Below are 18,746 nucleotides of genomic sequence, written 5' to 3'. Positions count from 1 at the left end.
TCGTCCGCCCGGGGGAGGCGGGCTCGTCCTTAGGCGGGGGCCATCATGCTCCGCACCGCCTCCCCCAGACGGCGCATGCCCTCCCAGATCTCCTTCTCGCTCATCGTGGCGTAGGAAAGCCGCAAGGTGTTCTCCCCACCCCCATTGGCGAAAAAGGGGGCCCCTGGCACGAAGGCCACATTCTGCTTCAAGGCCTCTTTCAAGAGCGCCTCGGCGTCGATCCCGGGGAGGGTTACCCAGACAAACATCCCTCCCTTGGGCCGGGTGAAGCGGACCCCGGGAGGCATCTGGGCCTCCAGGGCCCGCACCATGGCCGAGGCCTTGGCCTTGTAGACCTCCCGGATGCGGCCGATGCGGGCCTCAAACCCCTCCTGAACCAAGGCGTGGACGAGCATCTGGTTGAAGACAGGGGTGTGCAGATCCACCCCTTGTTTGGCCTGGACCAGTTTGGCGATCACCGGTCTTGGACCCACGGCGTACGCCACCCGAAGACCGGGGGCAAGGACCTTGGAGAAGCTTCCCAAGTAGACGACGTTCCCGTACCCCCGGGCCCGGTCCAACTGAAAAAGGGTGGGCAGCTTCTGCCCGTCAAAGTAAAGCTCCGCATAGGCATCGTCCTCCACCAGGGGGATGCCGTGGGCGCGGGCCAACTCCACCAGCCTTTCCCGCCTTTCTAGGGGCATGAGGGCGGAGGAGGGGTTTTGAAAGGTGGGAAGGGCGTAGATGAAGCGGGGCCGTTCCCGCTTCAGGACCTCCTCGAGGGCCTCTAGGTCCATCCCCTCCTCGTCCGCCCTTACGGTGATGAACCGGGGCCCATAGGCCCGGAAGGCCTGGAGCGCCCCCATGTAGCTGGGGGCCTCCACCAGAACTGGGCTCCCCTCATCCAAAAAGACCTTGCCCAGCAGGTCCAGCCCCTGCTGGCTCCCCGTGGTGATCAGGACCTCCTCCGCCTCCACCCCAAGCTTTTCCGCCACCCAGGCCCGAAGGGGGAAATACCCCTCGGTGGGCCCGTACTGGAGGGCCCTCTCCGCGGTCTTCCCTAGGATCTCCGCCGCCTTCTCCGCCGCCTCCGGGAAAAGCTCCGGGGCGGGAAGCCCTCCCGCGAAGCTCAAAACCCCAGGCCTTTGCGTGAGCTTCAAAAGCTCCCGGATGGTGGAGGCCTGGATGCGGACCGCGCCTTTTCCAAACCGTTCCGCCCAGTATAGGTTGTCCATGCCCTCAGTCTACCGCGTCTGGGGATCAAAGAGGCGGGCGTACTCCTCCAGGGCAAACCGGTCCGTCATGCCAGCGATGTAGTCGCAGACCGCCCGGTAAAGCCCCTCCTCCTCCACGCTCTTTTGCACCGGGTAGGGCAGAACCTCGGGGGAGGTGGTGTAGACCGCGAAGAGTTTTTCTAGGACGTGTTCGGCCTTCCGCCTCTGCCTGAGGATATAGGGGTGATTGTAAAAGCGCTTGTACAGGAAGGCCCGAAGTTCCTTCTGTTTTTCCCGCACCCCTTCGGAAAGGGCGGCCATCCGCTTCGGATGCTTGCGGACCGCCTCCGGGCTTTCCACCTGGGCCTTCTCGAGGGCGGCGTGGGTGGCCTCTATGGCATCCGTGATGAGGAGGCCCAGGAGCTCCCGGATGAGCACCCGTCTCCCAAACTCCTCGAGGCGGTGGAGGTCCAGCCCTAGGGCACGGGAAACCTCCCGGGTGAGCTCCACCTCCTCCAGGCTTTCCGGCAGCAGGAGGCCGCTCCTAAGCCCGTCGTCCAGATCGTGGGCGGTGTAGGCGATCTCGTCGGCCAGGTCCACCACCTGGGCCTCCAGGCTCCCTTGCCCCTCCCCGAGGACCAAGGCGGAAGGGGGACGGTAGGCGGGCTCATGGGTGGCGATCCCCTCCAGGGTCTCGTAGGTGAGGTTCAGGCCCCGGAAGCCCGGGTAGCGGACCTCGAGGTGGGTCACGATCCGGAGGGCCTGGGCGTTGTGCTCAAACCCCCCGTGGTCCTGCATAAGCGCGTTCAGCACCGCCTCCCCCGAGTGGCCAAAGGGGGGGTGGCCCAGGTCGTGGGCCAGGGCGATGGTCTCCGTCAGGTCCTCGTTCAGGCCTAAAGCGCGGGCGATGGACCGGGCCACCTGGGCCACCTCCAGGGTGTGGGTAAGCCGGGTGCGGTAATAGTCCCCCTCGTAGTTCAGGAAAACCTGGGTCTTATACTCCAGCCTTCGGAAGGCGGTGGTGTGGAGGACCCGGTCCCGGTCCTTCTGGAAGGGGGTTCGGTAAGGGCTTTCCTCCTCTGGATAGGCCCGGCCCCGGCTCGCCCTAACCGCATACGGGGCGAGGCGAAGGGCCTCGAGGCGGAGGAGATCTTCCCGGTAAAACTTCATTCCACCTTCCGGAAGACCAAGACGGCGTTCTGGCCGCCAAAGGCAAAGGAGTTGGAAAGGGCGTACTCCACCCGGGCTTCCCGGGGCTTTGGAACAAAGTCCAAATCCAGCTCGGGGTCAGGGTCCTCGAGGTTGATCGTGGGGGGGAGGATCCCAGAGTACAAAGCCTGGACCGTGGCGATGGCCTCCACCGCCCCCGCCGCCCCTAGGAGGTGGCCGGTCATGCTCTTGGTGGAGGAGACGGCGAGCCTTTTCGCATGCTCCCCGAAGACCTGCTTGATGGCCAAGACCTCCGCCTTGTCCCCTATGGGGGTGCTGGTCCCATGGGCGTTGATGTAGCCCACCTTCTCCGGAGGGATTCCCGCGTCCTTTAAAGCCGCCCGCATGGCCAAAGCCGCCCCCTTCCCCTCCGGATGGGGCTCGGTGATGTGGTGGGCGTCCGCGCTTCGGCCAAACCCCACCACCTCCGCATAGATGCGGGCCCCCCGCCTCTTGGCGTGCTCGTACTCCTCCAGGACCAAGACCCCTGCCCCTTCGGAAAGGACAAACCCGTCCCGGCTTTTGGTAAAGGGGCGGCTGGCCTTCTCCGGCTCCTCGTTCCTCGTGGAAAGCGCCCGCATCACCCCAAAGGCCCCGATGGCCATAGGGGTCACCGCGGCCTCGCTTCCCCCGGCGAGGACGAGGTCCGCCTCCCCCAGCTGGATCATCCGCAGGGCACTGCCGAGGGCATCCGAACCGGTGGCGCAGGCGGTGACCACGGTGGAGGAGGGGCCCATGAAGCCATAGCGCATGGCGATCTGGGCCGAGGCCATGTTGGCGATCATCATGGGAATGAAGAAGGGACTGATCCGGTTCGGCCCCTTTTCCAAAAAGACCCGGCTTTGCGCCTCCCAGGTCTCCATCCCCCCAATGCCCGAGCCCACCAGGGTGCCCACCCGGGCGGAATCCAGTTTGTCCACCTCCAGCCCCGAGTCTTGCAAGGCGAGCTCCGCCGCGATCAGGGCAAGCTGGACAAACCGGTCCAGCCTTCTGAGCTCGCGTTTGTCTATGAAGGCCTCGGGGTTTGCGTCCACCTCCCCGGCGATCTGGACGGGGAGGGCCGTCGCGTCAAACCGGGTGATGCGCCGGATGCCGCTTTTGCCTTGGAGCTGGGCTTCGTGAAAAGCCCCGGCCCCAACGCCGATGGGCGAAACCGGCCCAAGGCCAGTGATGACCACGCGTCGCATGGGCTAAGTATACCAGGCCTGGGCCCTTTCGGGTCCGAACCGCCCTTTCCCAAGGCAAAACCCCGCCGCGGGGCCTCCCGCGGCGGGGCCTTAGGCCCTTAGGCCAGCCGGCTCTTGATGTACTCCACCGCGTCCTTTACGGTGCGGATCTTCTCCGCTTCCTCATCGGAGATCTCCAGGCCGAACTCGTCCTCCAGGCCCATGATGAGCTCCACCGTGTCCAAGGAGTCCGCCCCCAGGTCTTCGATAAAGCGGGCCTCGAGGGTCACCTTGCCCTCTTCCACCGAGAGCTTATCCACGATAACCCCTTTAACCTTCTCAAAGATCTCTTGTTCCGTCATGCAAACCTCCCCTTGGGATTGTACCACCAAGGCTTTAATGGGGGGTAAGCCCCCCGTCCACGCACAGGGTCTGGCCGGTGATGTAGGAGGCCCGCTCCGAGACCAGAAAGGCCACCGCCTCCGCCACCTCCTCGGGCCGGCCAAACCGCCCCAGGGGAATGGAGGCGAGGTAGGTCCTCTTGACCTCCTCCGGCAGGCGGCCGGTCATCTCCGTCTCGATGAACCCTGGAGCCACCGCGTTCACGGTGATGCCCCGGTTGGCGTACTCCTTGGCCACTGCCCGGGTAAAGCCGATCAGACCCGCCTTGGAGGCCACGTAGTTGGCCTGGCCCGGGTTGCCGAGGAGGCCCACCACGCTGGCGATGTTCACAATGCGGCCAAACCGGGGCTTGAGCATCAGCTTGATGGCCTCCCGGGTGGTGCGGAAGACGGCGGAGAGGTTGGCCTCTAAAACCGCCTCCCAGTCCTCGTCCTTCATCCGCACCAAAAGGGTGTCCCGGGCAATCCCGGCGTTGTTCACCAGGGTGTCCAGCCCCCCCAGGGCTTCCGCCGCCTGATGGACGAGGAGGCTCGCCGCCTCCGCCTCCAGAAGGTTGGCCCCCAAAACCACCGCCAAGGGGGCTCCTCGAGCCTGGGCCTCCTGGGCCACCTCCTGGGCCTTTTCCCGGTTCTGCCCGTAGTGGATCGCCAGGGCGAACCCCTCCTGGGCCAGCCTTAGGGCGATGGCCCGGCCGATGCCCCGGCTCGCCCCCGTGATGAGCGCCTTACGCATCCTGCACCTCCAAAGCCCCCTTCAGGGATTCCGGGTCTTTGAGGCTAAAGGCCTGGGCCTGGGGAAGGGTGCGAACCACAAGGCCCTTCAAAACCTCCCCGCTTCCGAACTCCAAAAAAAGCCGGAGGCCCCGGGCCTCCATATCCTTTAGGATCTCCACCCAACGCACGGGATGGGTGATCTGCTCGAGGAGGAGGGCCCGGATCCGTTCGGGGTCGGTCTCGGGGGCTGCGGTGACATTGGAGTAGACGGGGAAGCGGGGAGGCCGGAGCGGAACCGACCGCAGGTCCTCGGCCAGGCGGGCCCGGGCCGGGGCCATAAGGCTCGAGTGGAAGGGGGCAGAGACCGGCAGAAAGACCGCCCGCCCACCCTTTTCCCTTAACCTCCTCGCCGCCTCCTCCACCTTTTCCCTCCTTCCGGAGACCACCGTCTGCTCGGGGGCGTTGAGGTTGGCCACCTCCACGCCCTCCATCCCTTGCACCACGGCTTCGACTTCGGAAAAGGGAAGCTTCAAGATGGCCGCCATCGCCCCCACGCCTTCCGGAACGGCCTCCTGCATGTACCGTCCCCGAAGGTGCACCAGCCTTAAGGCCTCCTCCAGCTCGAGGGTGCCCGCGGCCACATGGGCCGTCCATTCGCCCAGGGAGTGGCCGGCAGCCAGGAGGGGCTCCCTTCCCCCTGCCTCGAGGAAGGCCCGATAGGCCGCGTACCCTACGGCGAGAAGGGCGGGCTGCTGGGTTTCCGTCCGGGTGAGGGCCTCCTCAGGCCCCTCCCAGATCTTTTGGAGGAGCCCAGGCAGGGTGGCCTCGGCCCGGTCCAGAACCTCCCGGGCAGCTGGGTAGGCCTCGTAGAGCGCCCTGCCCATCCCCACCTTCTGCGACCCCTGGCCGGGAAAAAGGGCGGCGTACCTCATCCCCCCCCCCAGGTGAGGACGGCGGCGGCCCAGGTGAGGCCGGCCCCAAACGAAACGAGCAGGACGCGGTCCCCTTCCCTTAAGCGCCCGTCCTCCAAGGCCTCCTTCAGGGCCAGGGGAATGGAGGCCGTAGAGGTGTTGCCGTACCTTTGCACGTTCACCACCACCCGCTCCCAGGGGAGGCCGAGCCGTTCCCGGGCGGCGTCGATGATCCGGAGGTTGGCCTGGTGGGGGACGAAGAGCTTGATCTCCTCGGGGGTCAGGCCGGCCTTTTCGATGGCCTCGAGGGTGGCGGTGTTCATCACCCGGACCGCAAACTTGAAGACCTCCCGCCCGTTCATGTAAAGCTGGTTCTGCATGGAGGTTCCGTCGGGAAGCCGGGGGGCCACACAGGCGTGGTGGAGCTCCTTCCCCCCTGTGCCGTCCGCCCCGAGGACGAAGGAGTGAAAACCAAACCCCTCCTTGACCTTGCCCACCACAGCGGCCCCCCCGGCGTCCCCAAAGAGGACGGCCGTCCTTCGGTCGCTCCAGTCAACGATTTTGGAGAGCGACTCCGCCCCCACCACCAACACCTTCCTGGCCAGGCCGGACTCCACCAGGGCGTGAGCCTGGGCCAGACCATAGATCCAGCCTGGGCAGCCGGCCAGGAGGTCGTAGGCAAAGGCGTTGAGCCCGAACCGGGTCTGGACCAGGGCAGCTGTGGCAGGGAAGAGGGCATCCGGGGTGTTGGTGGCCACGATCACCCCGTCCACCCCTTCCAAGGCGTTCGGGTGCCGCCGCAACAGGTCTTCCACCGCCTGGAAGGCCAAGGAGGAGGTGTACTCGTCCTCGCTTGCGATATGGCGCTCTTTGATCCCCGTCCTCTCGGTGATCCACTCGTCCGAGGTGTCCAAGGTCCTCTCGAGGTCCTCGTTCCTCAGGACCCGCTTTGGCACATAGGTGCCCAGGGCCAGAATGCCGCTCATGGGCTTCACTATACCCAAAGCGGGGGGCAAGGGGGCTTCAGACCTCTAAGACCTTCCGCCCGTCGTAGTAACCGCACTCCGGGCAGACGGTGTGCGGCGGACGGGGCGCCTTGCACTCGGGGCAGGGAACCAGGGTGGGCGGGGTCAGGGCATGGTGGCTCCTACGGGCGTCCCGCCGCGCCTTTGACGTTTTCTTTTTGGGTACAGGGTGCTTGGCCATCTTCTCCCTCCAACAAACCCCAAAGAGTATAGCAGATTCAAAGCTCGGAAAGTAGCCCCTTCAGGACCTGGAAGGGGTGGTGGACCTCCTCCTCGTGGCCGCAGTCCACCAGGTTCCGGTCTGCCCCACAGACGGGGCAAAGCCCCCGGCACCCCTCCTCACAAAGGGCGGTGTACGGCATCTCGGTGACGAAGGCCTCCACCAAGAAGCCGCTTAGGTCCAGGTCGGGCTGGCCGAAGACGTAGTACTCCTCCTCGGTTTCCTCGTGGAACTCCACCCCCTCCACCCCTTGGCGGTAGTGGAGCAGGTGCTGGAAGTAGGCGTGGACGGGAACCCGGGTGGGCTTGAGGCAGCGGCGGCACTCCATCACCGCCACCCCCTCCACCTCCCCGGAAAGCCAGAACTCGTCGTGGCCCACGGAGGTTACGCTCACCTTCCACTGCGCCTCGCCCTCGAGGGGGAAGCGCTCCTCGCCCGCGTAAAAGGCGTTCCGCACCACCCCGGAGGCGCTCGCACTCCCCCCCTCTTTGAGAAGGCGGGCCAGGTTGATGCTCTGCACCTCGCGGTAATCCATCCTTCTCATCCTAGACCCTCCCGCCTTCTTTTTCAACCGCTCATCGGAAACCATTTTTATACATTTGGGAAGAAATAAGTTTCAGACGACAAAAACCTTTATCCGTGCTATCATGCCCCCATGAGGCGGATCGGGATCCTCGGCATGCCCATGGACCTGGGGGCCGGCCGGCGCGGAGTGGACATGGGCCCCTCCGCCTTGCGCTACGCTCGGCTTAAAGACGGCCTCGAGGCCCTGGGGTTTGCCGTGACGGACCTGGGGGATGTGGATGTACCCGTGGCGGAGACCCTGGCGCAAGACGGGGGCCTCCAGTCCTCCGGCCACACGTTGGCCTACCTCGAGGCCATCCGGGAGGTCTGCTTGACGCTTAAGGGAAGGGTGGAAGAACTCCCGGAGGAGACCTTCCCCATCGTCTTGGGAGGAGACCATTCCCTCTCCATGGGCTCGGTCTCGGGGGTGGCCGCCCGGGGCCAGGTGGGGGTGGTCTGGGTGGACGCGCACGGGGACTTCAACACCCCCGAGACCAGCCCTTCTGGGAACATCCACGGAATGCCTTTGGCGGTTTTGGCCGGCCTGGGGCATCCTCGGCTGGTGGAGGCCTTCAAAAGCCTGGACCCCAGCCACATCGTCCTCATCGGGGTACGGAGCCTGGACCCAGGGGAGAGGCGGCTCCTTCAAGAGCTGGGGGTACGGGTCTACACCATGCACGAGGTGGACCGGTTGGGCATCGCCCGGATCGCCGAGGAGGCCTTGAAGCACCTCGAGGGGCTTCCCCTCCACCTCTCCTTGGACGCGGACGTCTTGGACCCCAGCCTGGCCCCCGGGGTGGGGACCCCGGTCCCCGGCGGGCTGACCTACCGGGAGGCGCATCTTCTGATGGAGCTCTTCGCCGCTTCAGGCCGGGTGAGAAGCCTGGATCTGGTCGAGGTCAACCCTATCCTGGACGAGAAAAACCGAACCGCCGAGATGATGGTGGGCCTGGCGCTCAGCCTCCTGGGCAAGCGGATCCTTTAAGGGTCCAGGAGAATCCCCTCCGGCCAAGCCCCGCCCAAGGCCCGCCAGGCCTCGGCCATATCCCTGGGCACCGGGGCGGTCACCTCTACCATCCGGCCGGTCCGGGGGTGGGGGAAGCGGAGCTCGTAGGCGTGTAGGGCCTGGCGGCGGATATGGGGGCTCTTTTGGCCGTAGACCTCATCGCCCAGGATGGGGGCCCCCAGGTGCCTCAAGTGGACCCGGATCTGATGGGTGCGGCCTGTGTGCGGCCTGGCCTCCACCAGGGCAAAGGGGCCTGCGGTGGCGAGGAGGGAGAAGGCCGTCTCCGCATACCGCGCGGCGAGGCCCCCCACGTGCATCCGGGTCCGGTCCACGGGGTGGCGGCCGATGGGAGCGATGAGGCTTCCCTCCCGGGGGTGGCCATGGGTGAGGGCCAGGTAGCGTTTTAGAACCATCCGGTCCCGGAAGGCCTCGGCAAGCCTCCGGGCCGCCCCCTCGTGCCGCGCCACCACCAAAACCCCGGAGGTGTCCTTGTCCAACCGGTGGACAATCCCAGGCCGGACCTCCTCGGGGCGCTCGGCGGCCACCTCCTCCACAAACCGCCCCAGAAGGGCGTTCACCACCGTGCCCGAGTAGACCCCGGGGGCGGGGTGGGTGATCATCCCCGGGGGTTTGTTCAAGACCAGGACCTCCTCATCCAGGTAGAGGATGGGAAGGTCCAACGCCTCGGGCATCACCAAAGGGGGGGGCTCGAGGGGGGGCTCCACCCCCACCTCCTCCCCTTTGAGGCGGTAGGCGGGCTTGGTGACCACCCTCTCCCCCACCCGCACCCGGCCCGCCTCGATCCAGGCCTGGGCCTGGGTGCGGCTTATCCCCAAGGCCTCGGCCACCGCCTGGTCCAGGCGCAGGCCTTCCTTCCGAAAGCGCACCACAAGCCCCCATTCTAGCCGCCAAAGGGCAGGAAGGGGAGGGGGACCCACTCCTTTTTCAGCGGATGCCAAAAGGCGGGAAACCCCTGGGCAAAGCCCTCTACCAGAGCTCCGCGGATCCTCAGCGATCCTCCTCGTAAAGCCGCTGCAAAACTTCCTCCGCCATCTCAAAGCTGTGCTCTTCACCAGGGAAAAGCCCCGAGCGGACTTCCTCGGCGTACCGGGCCAGGGCCTGACGGAAGAGGGGGGCGGCCTCGAGGTAGCGCTTGACAAAGCGGGGCTTAAAGCCCTCAAAAAGCCCCACCAGGTCATGGAAGACCAGGACCTGGGCGTCGGTGAAGGGCCCGGCCCCGATCCCGATGGTGTGCACGGAAAGCCGTTCGGTGACAAGCCGGGCCAGGGGGGCGGGAACAAGCTCCAGCACCACCCCAAAGACCCCCGCCTCCTCCAGGGCCAGGGCGTCTTCCAGAATCCTCCGGGCCGAGTCCAGGTCCTTCCCCTGAAGACGGAACCCCCCGAGGATGCTCGCCGTCTGGGGGGTAAGGCCCACATGGCCCAAAACGGGCACCCCGGCCCGGACCAGACCTTTGACGACCTCCACCACCTCCTTGCCGCCCTCGAGCTTGACCGCGTCCGCCCCCCCCTCCTTGATCAGCCGCTTGGCGCTTTGCAAAGCGTGCTCCAAGGTGGCATAGGAGAGATAGGGCAGGTCGGCCACCAGAAACGTCCTCGGGGCCCCCCTCCGGGCGGCCTTGGTGTGGTGGAGCATCTCCTCCAGGGTCACGGGCACCGTGCTCTCATACCCCAGGACCACCATCCCCAAGGAGTCCCCCACCAAGATGGCGTCCACCCCCGCCTCCTCCGCCAGCCGGGCGGTGGGGTAGTCGTAAGCTGTGACGTAGACCAGGCGCTGGCCCTTGGCCTTTTGAAACTCCCGGACCGTCCTTTTCATCTCTAAAGGCTATCATGAAGACGTGGAGCTGGAACCTGCCCTGAGGCCAAAGACCCTGGACGAGTACGTGGGCCAGGAGCCGCTTAAGCAAAAGCTCCGGGTCTACCTCGAGGCGGCCAAAACCCGGGGGGAGCCCCTGGACCACCTCCTCCTGGTGGGCCCCCCCGGCCTGGGCAAGACCACCTTGGCCCACATCATCGCGTACGAAATGGGGGTGAAGATCCGGGTGACCTCGGGACCCGCCATCGAAAAGCCCGGAGACCTGGCCGCCATCCTCACGAACAGCCTGGACGAGGGGGATGTCCTGTTCATCGACGAGATCCACCGCCTAAGCCGCCAGGCAGAGGAGCACCTCTACCCGGCCATGGAGGACTTCAAGATGGACATCGTCATCGGCCAGGGCCCGGCGGCCAGGACCCTCCGGCTGGACCTGCCCCGGTTCACCCTGATCGGCGCCACCACCCGGCCCGGCCTCCTCACCAGCCCCCTGCGGAGCCGGTTCGGGATCGTGGAACACCTCTCCCTCTACACCGTGGAGGAGCTCGCCCAGGCCATTCAGCGGGACGCCCGTCTCCTGGGCCTCGAGGTGGAGGAGGAAGCAGCCAAGGAACTAGGCCGGCGGAGCCGGGGAACCATGCGCATCGCCAAACGGCTCTTCCGCCGGGTGCGGGACTTTGCAGAGGTGGCAAGGGAAGGGCGCATTACGCTGGAAAGAACACTGGAAGCCCTCCAGGCTTTGGGTCTGGACGAACTGGGTCTTGAAAAGCGGGACCGGGAGATTCTTGAGGCCCTCATCCTCCGCTTCGGTGGAGGGCCTGTGGGGCTACAAACCCTGGCCACTGCGCTCTCCGAGGACCCGGGCACTTTAGAAGAGGTCTATGAACCTTACCTCATCCAGCTGGGCCTTCTGAAGCGCACCCCTAGAGGCCGGATGGCCACGGAGGCCGCCTACCGGCACCTGGGCTTGGCCCTTCCCATGGACCCCCTCCTATGATCCGGGCGAGCCTGGAAGAGCTGGACCTGGCGGAGCTCTTAAGGGCGCTGGAAAGGGCCAAAAGGAATGCGGTGGTCACCCTTCAGGGCCGCATCTACGGCCGCGTCCACCTCCTTTCGGGCAGGCTGCTCTACGCCCGCACCGAACCCGGCCCCCATCTGGGGGAATACCTGGTCCGGCTGGGGCATCTGAGCCTGGAGGAGGTCCAGACCCTGGTGGAGGGCCAGAAGGAAAACCCGGGCACCCCTCTGGGCGCTTTAGCCCTAGAACGGGGGCTCATCGGCAAGGAGGAGTTGAGGGAAGCGCTTTTCGCCCAGGTCCTCGAGGCCTTGGCCACCCTCTTAGGCGAAAGGGAAGGGAGCCTCCTGGCCGAGCCCCTGGAGGAAGGGGGAAGCCAGGTGGCCCTCCCCGAGACCCTGGACCTCTCCGAGGCCCTTCTGGAGGCCGCCCGCCGCCTGGACGAATGGAGGCGGGGCCGGGTGGGTGAGGACGAGGTCTTAAGGCTGGTGGGGGACCCCACCCACCAGCCCCTCTCCCCCGAGGCCTGGGCGCTCTTGGAGCTTTTGGACGGAGTGCGCCGGGCCAAGAGCGTGGCCCTCCTCTCCGGGCTTCCCGAGGAGGAGGTCTACCACCTCCTCTTTGAGCTCAAAAGCCGGGGCCTTCTGGCCGAATCCCCCCTGAGGCCGGAGGATCCTTTGGTCCTCCTTTGGGCGGAAAGCAGCCTGGTGCGCAGGCTTCTTCTCTACATTCTGGAAGGCCACCGCTACCGTGTCCTCATGGCCAAGGATGGGGAAAGCGCCCGCCGCATCCTCAAAGAAAGGCCCCGAGCAGCCCTGCTTCAAGGGGAGCGCCTTTTGGAGATGGTCCGGCTCCTTCGCGCAAGCCCGGAGGGGCGGTTCCTCCCCCTTTTCGCCGTGAGCGAGGCCCCCCTGCCCTTCCTCCTGCGGGCCCAAAGGGTGGAACGCATCCCCCGGCCCTTCACCGGGCGGGAGGTTCTCAAGGCCCTGGCCCCGATCCGCCCCCCTCTCTGAGTCGGCTCAGTTCAGGTCGCGCCGGGAGAGAAGCCCCCGGGCCCGCTCAAGGTGGGCCTGAAGGATCGGGTACCATTCGTCCGAAGGGCTGAGGTGGGGAAGGACCCGTTCCGCCCGTTCCACCACCTCCTCCGGGTTCCGGTAGCCCAGCTGAGCCAGGGTGTCCACCACCATCTCCATGGCCCCCACCCAGTCCCGGCTACCCTCCTCCCCCGCCTGCGCCGCTTTCCGATAATGCTCCAAAGCCTCTTCCAGATGCATCAGATCATAGGCCAGATGGCCCAGGATGAGCTCCCCCGTGGCCACCGCCCCCAGGCGGATGGCCTCCTTGGCCATGGCCTCCGCCTCCTGGTAGCGGCCCTGCCGGTACAGGGCCTCCGCCAAATCCCCATAGGCCTGGGCCAGATAAGGGTAATCGGCCTCGAGGCGGATAAGCTCAGAAAGGACCTGCTCCGCCTCCAAATACTCCCCCTGGTCCAAGGCCGCCACCCCGATCTCGTGAAGCACCTGGGCCCGCTCCCCTTCCTCCGCCCGGGAGAGCGCCTCCCGAAAAGCCTGTTTGGCCTCCTCCTTCCGGGAAAGGGCGAGGAGGATCTGGGCCTTCAAAAGAGGGGTTCCGTAGGCCGGATGCCCTCCTTCCCCCTCCAGGCGGAGGGCCTCCTCCACAAAGGCCAAAGCCTGCTGGGGGTTGCCAAGGAGGAAATGGGCCCGGGCCAGAAGGTAGTTTCGAGTGGCCCCATCCTCCGGCCCCTCCAGCTCGACCGACCGTTCGGCCTCCTCCAGGGCCTTTAAAGCCTCCTCCGGCTCCCCGGCCTCCAGGTGCATGGCGGCCGCGTCCAGAAGGCTCCAGTAGCGCTCGAGGCCTAAGGCCCTGCGGGCGGCCTCCCACTGGGCCGAGGCCGCCTCCTGGTAGCGGTAAAGCCGCTCGAGGATCCGGCCTTTCAAGGACCAGGCCCGCCAGGCCAAAAAGGCTGGAAGGCCAGCGGTGGGGATGAGGCGGAGCGCCTCCTCGTACGCGCCCAGGTAGAAGAGGGCCATGGCCTGGTGGTACCGGGCCCTGGGGTCCTCCGTCTGCAAAAAAACCCCCCGCACCTCCTCTAAAGAGCGCCCCTCCAGGGCTAGAAGCTCCGCCAAAAGGGCCCGGTACAGGGGGTTGAGCTCCAGGCCCAAGCCCTCCCCCCGGGCCTCCTCCAAAGCCCGGTGGGCCTCCTCCAGGGCCTCGCTCCCGTAAAGGCTGTAGACCTCGGCGAGAAAAAGCAGGGCCTCCTTTTTGTAGAGGCTCTGGCGGTGTAGAAGCTCGAGGGCGGTGTCGTAGTCCCCCTCGTGAAGGGCCCGAAGAACCCGCTCCATCCGACTTGCAGGATACCACGAAGGGGAATGGGCTTCCTTTTCTCATTCACAAAGCCCTTAAACTAGAATCAGGAGGTAGGACGTTGGCAAACCGGATCAACCCCTTCAACCTCATCCTGGTCATCCTTCTGGGCTGGCTCCTGTACACCACCTTTTCCGGACCCCCGGTACCCACCCTCTCCTACACGGACTTCCGCGCCTATGTCCAGGCGGGGAAGGTGGAGGAGGTTACGCTGGAGGAGACCCGGATCCTGGGCCGTATGAAAGCGCCCGAACGCCTGGGCGACCGGATCGGCCACCGCTTCCAAGTCCCCTTGCCTCCGGCCCAGGTCCAGGACCCCGAGCTGTTGCGGTTTCTCGAGGCGAACGGAGTCCGCATCGTGACCAAGGCCCCTAACCCCTGGCCCCAGATCCTGATCTACGCCGCCCCCACCCTCATCCTCATCGCGTTCTTCTGGTTCTTCTTCATGCGGGCCCAGGGCGGGGCGGGCCAGGTGATGCAGTTCGGCCAGAGCCGGGCCCGGCTGTACGGCAAGGAGCGCCGGGTGGAGACCACCTTCAAGGACGTGGCGGGGCACGAGGAGGCCAAACGGGAGCTTATGGAGGTGGTGGACTTCCTCAAAAACCCCAAGAAGTATCTGGAAATCGGGGCGGAGATCCCCAAAGGCGTCCTCCTGGTGGGCCCCCCGGGCACGGGGAAGACCCTCCTCGCCCGGGCGGTGGCCGGAGAAGCGGGGGTGCCCTTCTTCTCCGTCTCCGCCAGCGAGTTCATGGAGATGTTCGTGGGGGTGGGGGCGAGCCGGGTGCGGAGCCTCTTCGAGGACGCTCGGAAAAACGCCCCGGCCATCATCTTCATCGACGAGCTCGACTCCATCGGCCGCAAACGGGGCGCCGGGATAGGCGGCGGCCACGACGAGCGGGAGCAGACCCTCAACCAGATCCTCTCCGAGATGGACGGGTTCGAAAAGAGCACCTCGGTCATCGTCCTCGCCGCCACCAACCGGCCGGATATCCTGGACCCCGCCCTCTTAAGGCCAGGCCGGTTTGACCGGCAGGTGGTGGTGGGTCTACCGAGCCTGGAGGAACGCAAGGCCATCCTCCTCGTCCACATGCGGAATAAGCCCATCGGGGAAGACGTGGAGGCCTTGGAGCTTGCCCACCTCACCCCCGGCTTTTCGGGCGCAGACCTCAAGAACCTGGTCAACGAGGCCGCCCTTCTGGCCGCCCGGGAAAACGCCAAAAAGATCCGCAAGGAGCATTTCCTGAAGGCCCTGGACAAGATCGTTCTGGGGCTGGAGCGGCCCGCCCTCAAGCTCTCCGAAGAGGAGCGCCGGGCCGTGGCCTACCACGAGGCGGGGCACGCGGTGGTGGGAGAGGTCCTGCCCCATGCGGACAAGACGGAAAAGGTCTCCATCGTCCCTAGGGGGATGGCCCTGGGCGCGAGGTGGAGCAAGCCCGAGGAAAGGGTCCTGGTGAGCCGGGAACACCTGATGGACGAACTCGCGGTTTTGATGGCGGGCCGTGCGGCGGAGGAACTCTTCACGGGCACCGTGACCACCGGGGCCCAGGACGACTTCAAGCGGTCCACCCAGATTGCCAAGCGGATGGTTTTGGACTGGGGAATGGGGGAGCACTTTAAACACATCGCCTGGGGCTCGGACTCCGGGCCCATCTTCCTGGGAGAGGAGCTCGCCCGCAAGAAGGACCATTCCGAGGAGACGGCTAGGCTCATCGACGAGGATATCCGGCGCATCCTGGACGAGGCCTACCAGAGGGCACGGGAGGTCCTGATGGCTCACGCAGAGGCCATGCACAAAATCGCGGAGGAGCTCCTCCTCCACGAGACCATCCCCGGCGACCGGGTCCGGTCCATCCTCGAGGAGACCCGGAAGATCAGCGGTTAAGGGCCAGCTCCACGAGCTTCTGCAAAAGCTCGCGGTAGGGGAGGCCCGAGGCCTCCCAGAGCCTGGGGTACATGCTGGTGGGGGTGAAGCCGGGAATGGTGTTCACCTCGTTTAAGTACACCTCCCCCTCGCTCAGGAAGAAGTCCACCCGGGCCATTCCCCTTAGGCCCAGGACCCGGTAGGCCTTCTTGGCCAGCTCCTGGACCGTCTCCATGGTTCCCGGGTCCAAAGGAGCGGGGATGAGGAGCTCGGCCCGGCCAGGGGTGTACTTGGTCTCGTAGTCGTAAAAGGCCGCCTCATACCGCACCTCCCCCACCACGCTGGCCTCGGCCTCGAGGTTGCCAAGGAGGGCCACCTCGAGCTCCCGAACCGGAAGGGCTTTTTCCACCACCGCCTTGTCCGCATACCGAAAGGCAAGCTCCAACGCCTTCTGAAGTTCTTCCAGGTCCTCCACCCGGGAAACCCCCAAGGAGGAGCCGGTGGTGGCGGGCTTGACGAAGTAAGGGGGGTCGAAGGGGAGGTGGGGGGGTTCCCCCTTCCAAAACGCCACCCAGTCCACCACGGGCAGGCCCGCGTTTTGCATCACCCGCTTGAAGAGATCCTTATCCAAGGAAAGGGCGCTCGCCAGAACCCCCGCCCCCACGTAGGGCCTGCCCAGAAGCTCCAAAAACCCCTGAAAGGTCCCGTCCTCGCCAAAGGGCCCGTGCAAAAGGGGAAAGACCACCTCGTAGGTTTTCCAGTCCAAGGGCGGCGGAAACGGAACTTCCCCCTCCTCCGCCCGGCCCTCCTCTAAGGCCGCCTGGGCGGCCTTCCCCAAGAGCCAGCACCCATCCTTGGCGATGACCGCAAGCTCGGTGGGGAAGGGCATGTGCGCCAAAACCCCCTTGGCCGAGGCCAAGGAAACCTCGTGCTCGCCCGACACCCCGCCCGCCACAAGGAGCACCCTCATAAGGGCCATTCTACGGGGCAAGGTCCAAGGCGTTATACCGGTTGGCGCATGGGGTAAACCCCTCCTCCACCCAGCAGAGGACCGCCCCACGGGCGGCCTCCAAGACCCTCTCCCAAAGGGGGAGCTCCTCCGGCCGAAAGGGGGAAAGGACGTACCGGGCCCCCTCCCTGGGGCTTGGGGGCTTTCCGATCCCCAGGCGGAGACGGTGGAAGCCCGTGCTGCCTAGGGCCTCGGCAATGGAGATCAGGCCCTTATTCCCCGCGAGCCCCCCGCCCGCCTTGAAGCGGAGGCGGCCCAGGGGAAGGTCCATCTCGTCATGGACGACCAGAATGCGTTCAGGAGGGATTTTGTAAAACCGGGCCAAAGGACCCACCACCCGGCCCGTGGCGTTGTAATAGGTGAGGGGTTTGACAAAAACCCCTCCTTTGGCCTCGGCCAAAAGGGCCTCGCCCCTTTTTCGGAACTCGAGGCCGAGCCGGTCCAGGACCTGGAAGCCCGCGTTGTGCCTGGTCCTCTCGTACCCAGGACCCGGGTTCCCCTGGCCCACCACCAAGAACACCTACTCTTCTTCCTTCTTTCCCTTCCCAATGACCTCGGGCTCGGCAGGGGTCGCCTCGGTTTGGGCGGCGAGCTTCTCCACGTCCTCCGGAGGGACCACGGCCACGACCGTCTCCTTGGGGTCCATGGCCAGGCGAACCCCTTCGGGAAGCCTCAGGTCCTCCGCGTGCAGGGAGTCGCCGATGTACAGGCCAGAGATGTCCACCTCGATGAACTCGGGAATATTCCGGGGCGAGACCCGGACCAGGATGTCCCGGTGGACCTCCTGGAGCACCCCGCCCTCCCGCACCCCCGGCGCCTCCCCCACAAAGCGCAAGGGGATGTACATCTCCACCGGTTCGTCGGAAAGGATGTAGAAGTCCACGTGCTCAGGAAGGCGCCGCCTCTTGTCCAGGTTGACCTGCCGGACCAGGGAAGGCAGGGCCTGGCCGTCGGGGAGCTCCAGGGTGATCACGTGGTGGATCCCCGCCTGGCGGAAGACCTTGTCAAACTCGGCCAGCTCCACGTAGACCTTACGGTTCAGGTTCTTGTTGTACATCACGCCGGGAAGCCTTCCCGCCCGCCTCAGGGCGCCCGGCTTCTCCGTCTCCCGGTAATAGGCCTTCAGTCTGTACTCCATGACCGACCCTCCCTAACCTGGGTCACGCCCCAGGGGCGTACCTTGCAGAGTCTAACACCAGAAGGCCTCAGATCAAAGCGCTCACCGACTGATTGGTGTGGACGTGCCGGATGGCCTGGGCCAAGAGCTCTGCGGTGGACAAAACGGTGTACCCCCCCTCCCTCAAGGGGATGGTGTCGGTAAACACCACCTCCCGGATGGCGGGGTGGGCCAGGTTCTCCCGCGCCCCCGCCACTAAAACCGGGTGGGTGGCCAAAACCACCACCTCCGGCCGGGCCCCCGCCTGGAGAAGCGCCTCCACCCCCCGGCGGATCGTGCCCCCGGTGGAGATGATGTCGTCGATGACCAGAGGCCTTTTCCCCTCCACATCCCCAATCACGTAGGTGACCTGGGTCTCCCGGGGACCTGTCCGGCGCTTGGCCAGCATGGCAAAAGGGAGGGAGAGCCGCTCCGCAAGCCGCCTCGCCTCCTCCGCCCGGCCCGCGTCCGGGGAGACCACCACCGCGCCCTGGTCCAGGCCCCTTTCCTTTAGGTAGCGGGCGAAGAGCTTCACCGCGGAGAGGTGGTCCACGGGGATGTCAAAAAACCCCTGGATCTGCGGGGCGTGCAGGTCGATGGCGATGACCCGGTCCACCCCTACGGCCTCGAGGAGGTTGGCCACCAGCTTGGCGCTGATGGGCTCCCGCCCCTCGGTCTGCTTGTCCTGCCGAGCATACCCGAAGTAGGGAACGACGGCGTTGATCCGAGCGGCCGAACTTCTCCGGGCTGCGTCCGCAAGGAGGAGGAGCTCCATCAGGTGGTCGTTTACCGGGGGGCTGGTGGGCTGGATGAGGTAGACATCATCCCCCCGGACGCTTTCCAGAAGCCTCACCCGCACCTCCCCATCTGGGAAACGCTCCACCAGGGCCTTCCCAAGGCTCTGGCCCAAAGCCTCGGCCACCCGCCGCGCCAGGTCCGGATGGGCGTTCCCAGAAAAAATTCGGATTTGCATGGCCCCCTCTTCAGTATACGGCCCGGAGGGCCACCTGGGCTAGCCTAACGCTCGCCAGGTGGAGGAAGCGGACAAAATCGCCCCCAGCCCCCTCCCCCGCCA

Annotated in this window: 20 protein-coding genes; 4 read left to right on the top strand and 16 right to left on the bottom strand. The window is 65.9% G+C overall.

Going from position 1 to position 18,746, the window contains the following annotated elements; translation table 11 throughout:
* Positions 1-29: 29 nt before the first annotated feature.
* The 9 genes from C4301_RS00100 to C4301_RS00060 form a co-directional block, all read right to left on the bottom strand.
* The gene (locus tag C4301_RS00100; protein WP_352413091.1) at positions 30-1,214 is read right to left on the bottom strand and encodes an aminotransferase-like domain-containing protein; all 1,185 of its coding nucleotides are present in this window, start codon (positions 1,212-1,214) and stop codon (positions 30-32) included.
* Positions 1,215-1,223: 9 nt separating this feature from the next.
* A complete protein-coding gene (locus C4301_RS00095; RefSeq protein WP_352413090.1) occupies positions 1,224-2,363 on the bottom strand; it encodes a deoxyguanosinetriphosphate triphosphohydrolase in 1,140 nt (379 codons plus the stop codon).
* A complete protein-coding gene (fabF, locus tag C4301_RS00090) occupies positions 2,360-3,589 on the bottom strand; it encodes a beta-ketoacyl-ACP synthase II (protein WP_352413089.1) in 1,230 nt (409 codons plus the stop codon). The genes C4301_RS00095 and fabF overlap by 4 nt, the downstream gene beginning before the upstream one ends.
* 98 nt (positions 3,590-3,687) lie before the next feature.
* Positions 3,688-3,930, bottom strand: a complete 243-nt coding sequence (gene acpP, locus C4301_RS00085) for an acyl carrier protein (RefSeq protein ID WP_352413088.1) — start codon at positions 3,928-3,930, stop codon at positions 3,688-3,690.
* A 34-nt stretch (positions 3,931-3,964) separates the two neighbouring features.
* Positions 3,965-4,702 (bottom strand): 3-oxoacyl-[acyl-carrier-protein] reductase, encoded by a 738-nt coding sequence (gene fabG / locus C4301_RS00080; RefSeq protein ID WP_352413087.1) that lies wholly within the window; start codon positions 4,700-4,702, stop codon positions 3,965-3,967.
* Positions 4,695-5,615: an ACP S-malonyltransferase gene (gene fabD, locus C4301_RS00075; protein WP_352413086.1), complete on the bottom strand. Its 921-nt coding sequence runs from the start codon at positions 5,613-5,615 to the stop codon at positions 4,695-4,697. Before fabD ends, fabG begins: the two co-directional genes overlap by 8 nt.
* Entirely contained in the window at positions 5,612-6,580 is a 969-nt protein-coding gene (locus tag C4301_RS00070) for a beta-ketoacyl-ACP synthase III (protein ID WP_352413085.1), read from the bottom strand. The genes fabD and C4301_RS00070 overlap by 4 nt, the downstream gene beginning before the upstream one ends.
* A 37-nt stretch (positions 6,581-6,617) precedes the next feature.
* Positions 6,618-6,800: a 50S ribosomal protein L32 gene (rpmF, locus tag C4301_RS00065; RefSeq protein WP_352413084.1), complete on the bottom strand. Its 183-nt coding sequence runs from the start codon at positions 6,798-6,800 to the stop codon at positions 6,618-6,620.
* 37 nt (positions 6,801-6,837) lie between these two features.
* A complete protein-coding gene (locus C4301_RS00060) occupies positions 6,838-7,374 on the bottom strand; it encodes a YceD family protein (RefSeq protein ID WP_352413083.1) in 537 nt (178 codons plus the stop codon).
* Positions 7,375-7,494: 120 nt separating this feature from the next.
* Here C4301_RS00060 and rocF point away from each other — a divergent pair, with 120 nt between their 5' ends.
* Positions 7,495-8,388 (top strand): arginase, encoded by an 894-nt coding sequence (gene rocF / locus C4301_RS00055; protein ID WP_352413082.1) that lies wholly within the window; start codon positions 7,495-7,497, stop codon positions 8,386-8,388.
* Here rocF and C4301_RS00050 read toward each other — a convergent pair.
* Both C4301_RS00050 and panB read right to left on the bottom strand, forming a co-directional pair.
* Positions 8,385-9,299: an RluA family pseudouridine synthase gene (locus tag C4301_RS00050; protein ID WP_352413081.1), complete on the bottom strand. Its 915-nt coding sequence runs from the start codon at positions 9,297-9,299 to the stop codon at positions 8,385-8,387. The two genes, rocF and C4301_RS00050, sit on opposite strands and share 4 nt — an antisense overlap.
* Before the next feature lie 118 nt (positions 9,300-9,417).
* A complete protein-coding gene (panB, locus tag C4301_RS00045) occupies positions 9,418-10,248 on the bottom strand; it encodes a 3-methyl-2-oxobutanoate hydroxymethyltransferase (protein ID WP_352413080.1) in 831 nt (276 codons plus the stop codon).
* Between the two features lie 22 nt (positions 10,249-10,270).
* Here panB and ruvB point away from each other — a divergent pair, with 22 nt between their 5' ends.
* Positions 10,271-11,242 carry a Holliday junction branch migration DNA helicase RuvB gene (gene ruvB, locus C4301_RS00040; protein WP_352413079.1) on the top strand — a complete coding sequence of 324 codons (972 nt, stop codon included), beginning with the start codon at positions 10,271-10,273 and terminating at the stop codon, positions 11,240-11,242.
* A complete protein-coding gene (locus tag C4301_RS00035; RefSeq protein ID WP_352413078.1) occupies positions 11,239-12,273 on the top strand; it encodes a DUF4388 domain-containing protein in 1,035 nt (344 codons plus the stop codon). Before ruvB ends, C4301_RS00035 begins: the two co-directional genes overlap by 4 nt.
* Before the next feature lie 6 nt (positions 12,274-12,279).
* Here the strand turns inward: C4301_RS00035 and C4301_RS00030 are convergent, their stop codons facing one another.
* Positions 12,280-13,623, bottom strand: coding sequence for a tetratricopeptide repeat protein (locus tag C4301_RS00030; RefSeq protein ID WP_352413077.1), 1,344 nt, complete (start codon positions 13,621-13,623; stop codon positions 12,280-12,282).
* 83 nt (positions 13,624-13,706) lie between these two features.
* Here C4301_RS00030 and ftsH point away from each other — a divergent pair, with 83 nt between their 5' ends.
* Positions 13,707-15,527 (top strand): ATP-dependent zinc metalloprotease FtsH, encoded by a 1,821-nt coding sequence (gene ftsH / locus C4301_RS00025; RefSeq protein WP_352413076.1) that lies wholly within the window; start codon positions 13,707-13,709, stop codon positions 15,525-15,527.
* On the opposite strand, the gene C4301_RS00020 is transcribed toward ftsH, so the two are convergent.
* The 4 genes from C4301_RS00020 to C4301_RS00005 all read right to left on the bottom strand — a co-directional run bounded on the left by C4301_RS00020 (position 15,517) and on the right by C4301_RS00005 (position 18,644).
* Entirely contained in the window at positions 15,517-16,476 is a 960-nt protein-coding gene (locus tag C4301_RS00020; RefSeq protein WP_352413075.1) for a D-alanine--D-alanine ligase family protein, read from the bottom strand. The two genes, ftsH and C4301_RS00020, sit on opposite strands and share 11 nt — an antisense overlap.
* Positions 16,477-16,486: 10 nt before the next feature.
* Positions 16,487-17,035 (bottom strand): aminoacyl-tRNA hydrolase, encoded by a 549-nt coding sequence (gene pth / locus C4301_RS00015; RefSeq protein WP_352413074.1) that lies wholly within the window; start codon positions 17,033-17,035, stop codon positions 16,487-16,489.
* On the bottom strand, positions 17,036-17,653 hold the full coding sequence (locus tag C4301_RS00010; RefSeq protein WP_352413073.1) for a 50S ribosomal protein L25: 618 nt from the start codon (positions 17,651-17,653) through the stop codon (positions 17,036-17,038). It abuts the gene before it with no gap.
* A gap of 67 nt (positions 17,654-17,720) precedes the next feature.
* Positions 17,721-18,644: a ribose-phosphate diphosphokinase gene (locus tag C4301_RS00005; RefSeq protein WP_352413072.1), complete on the bottom strand. Its 924-nt coding sequence runs from the start codon at positions 18,642-18,644 to the stop codon at positions 17,721-17,723.
* Positions 18,645-18,746: the final 102 nt, after the last annotated feature.

The organism is Thermus sp. (genome assembly GCF_040290245.1).
In the GTDB taxonomy this organism is placed as follows: domain Bacteria; phylum Deinococcota; class Deinococci; order Deinococcales; family Thermaceae; genus Thermus_A.
The sequence above is the reverse complement of the archived record's forward strand: the minus strand, read 5'-3'. Positions and strand labels throughout refer to the sequence as shown.

Excerpts from the sequence above, each read along its gene's own strand:
- C4301_RS00070 (WP_352413085.1), bottom strand. The coding sequence starts at position 6,580 with ATGAGCGGCATTCTGGCCCTGGGCACCTATGTGCCAAAGCGGGTCCTG.
- C4301_RS00035 (WP_352413078.1), top strand. The coding sequence starts at position 11,239 with ATGATCCGGGCGAGCCTGGAAGAGCTGGACCTGGCGGAGCTCTTAAGG.
- rocF (WP_352413082.1), top strand. The coding sequence starts at position 7,495 with ATGAGGCGGATCGGGATCCTCGGCATGCCCATGGACCTGGGGGCCGGC.
- C4301_RS00030 (WP_352413077.1), bottom strand. The coding sequence starts at position 13,623 with ATGGAGCGGGTTCTTCGGGCCCTTCACGAGGGGGACTACGACACCGCC.
- fabD (WP_352413086.1), bottom strand. The coding sequence starts at position 5,615 with ATGAGGTACGCCGCCCTTTTTCCCGGCCAGGGGTCGCAGAAGGTGGGG.
- C4301_RS00010 (WP_352413073.1), bottom strand. The coding sequence starts at position 17,653 with ATGGAGTACAGACTGAAGGCCTATTACCGGGAGACGGAGAAGCCGGGC.
- fabG (WP_352413087.1), bottom strand. The coding sequence starts at position 4,702 with ATGCGTAAGGCGCTCATCACGGGGGCGAGCCGGGGCATCGGCCGGGCC.
- acpP (WP_352413088.1), bottom strand. The coding sequence starts at position 3,930 with ATGACGGAACAAGAGATCTTTGAGAAGGTTAAAGGGGTTATCGTGGAT.
- C4301_RS00020 (WP_352413075.1), bottom strand. The coding sequence starts at position 16,476 with ATGAGGGTGCTCCTTGTGGCGGGCGGGGTGTCGGGCGAGCACGAGGTT.
- C4301_RS00005 (WP_352413072.1), bottom strand. The coding sequence starts at position 18,644 with ATGCAAATCCGAATTTTTTCTGGGAACGCCCATCCGGACCTGGCGCGG.
- C4301_RS00100 (WP_352413091.1), bottom strand. The coding sequence starts at position 1,214 with ATGGACAACCTATACTGGGCGGAACGGTTTGGAAAAGGCGCGGTCCGC.
- C4301_RS00060 (WP_352413083.1), bottom strand. The coding sequence starts at position 7,374 with ATGGATTACCGCGAGGTGCAGAGCATCAACCTGGCCCGCCTTCTCAAA.
- C4301_RS00095 (WP_352413090.1), bottom strand. The coding sequence starts at position 2,363 with ATGAAGTTTTACCGGGAAGATCTCCTCCGCCTCGAGGCCCTTCGCCTC.
- fabF (WP_352413089.1), bottom strand. The coding sequence starts at position 3,589 with ATGCGACGCGTGGTCATCACTGGCCTTGGGCCGGTTTCGCCCATCGGC.
- rpmF (WP_352413084.1), bottom strand. The coding sequence starts at position 6,800 with ATGGCCAAGCACCCTGTACCCAAAAAGAAAACGTCAAAGGCGCGGCGG.
- panB (WP_352413080.1), bottom strand. The coding sequence starts at position 10,248 with ATGAAAAGGACGGTCCGGGAGTTTCAAAAGGCCAAGGGCCAGCGCCTG.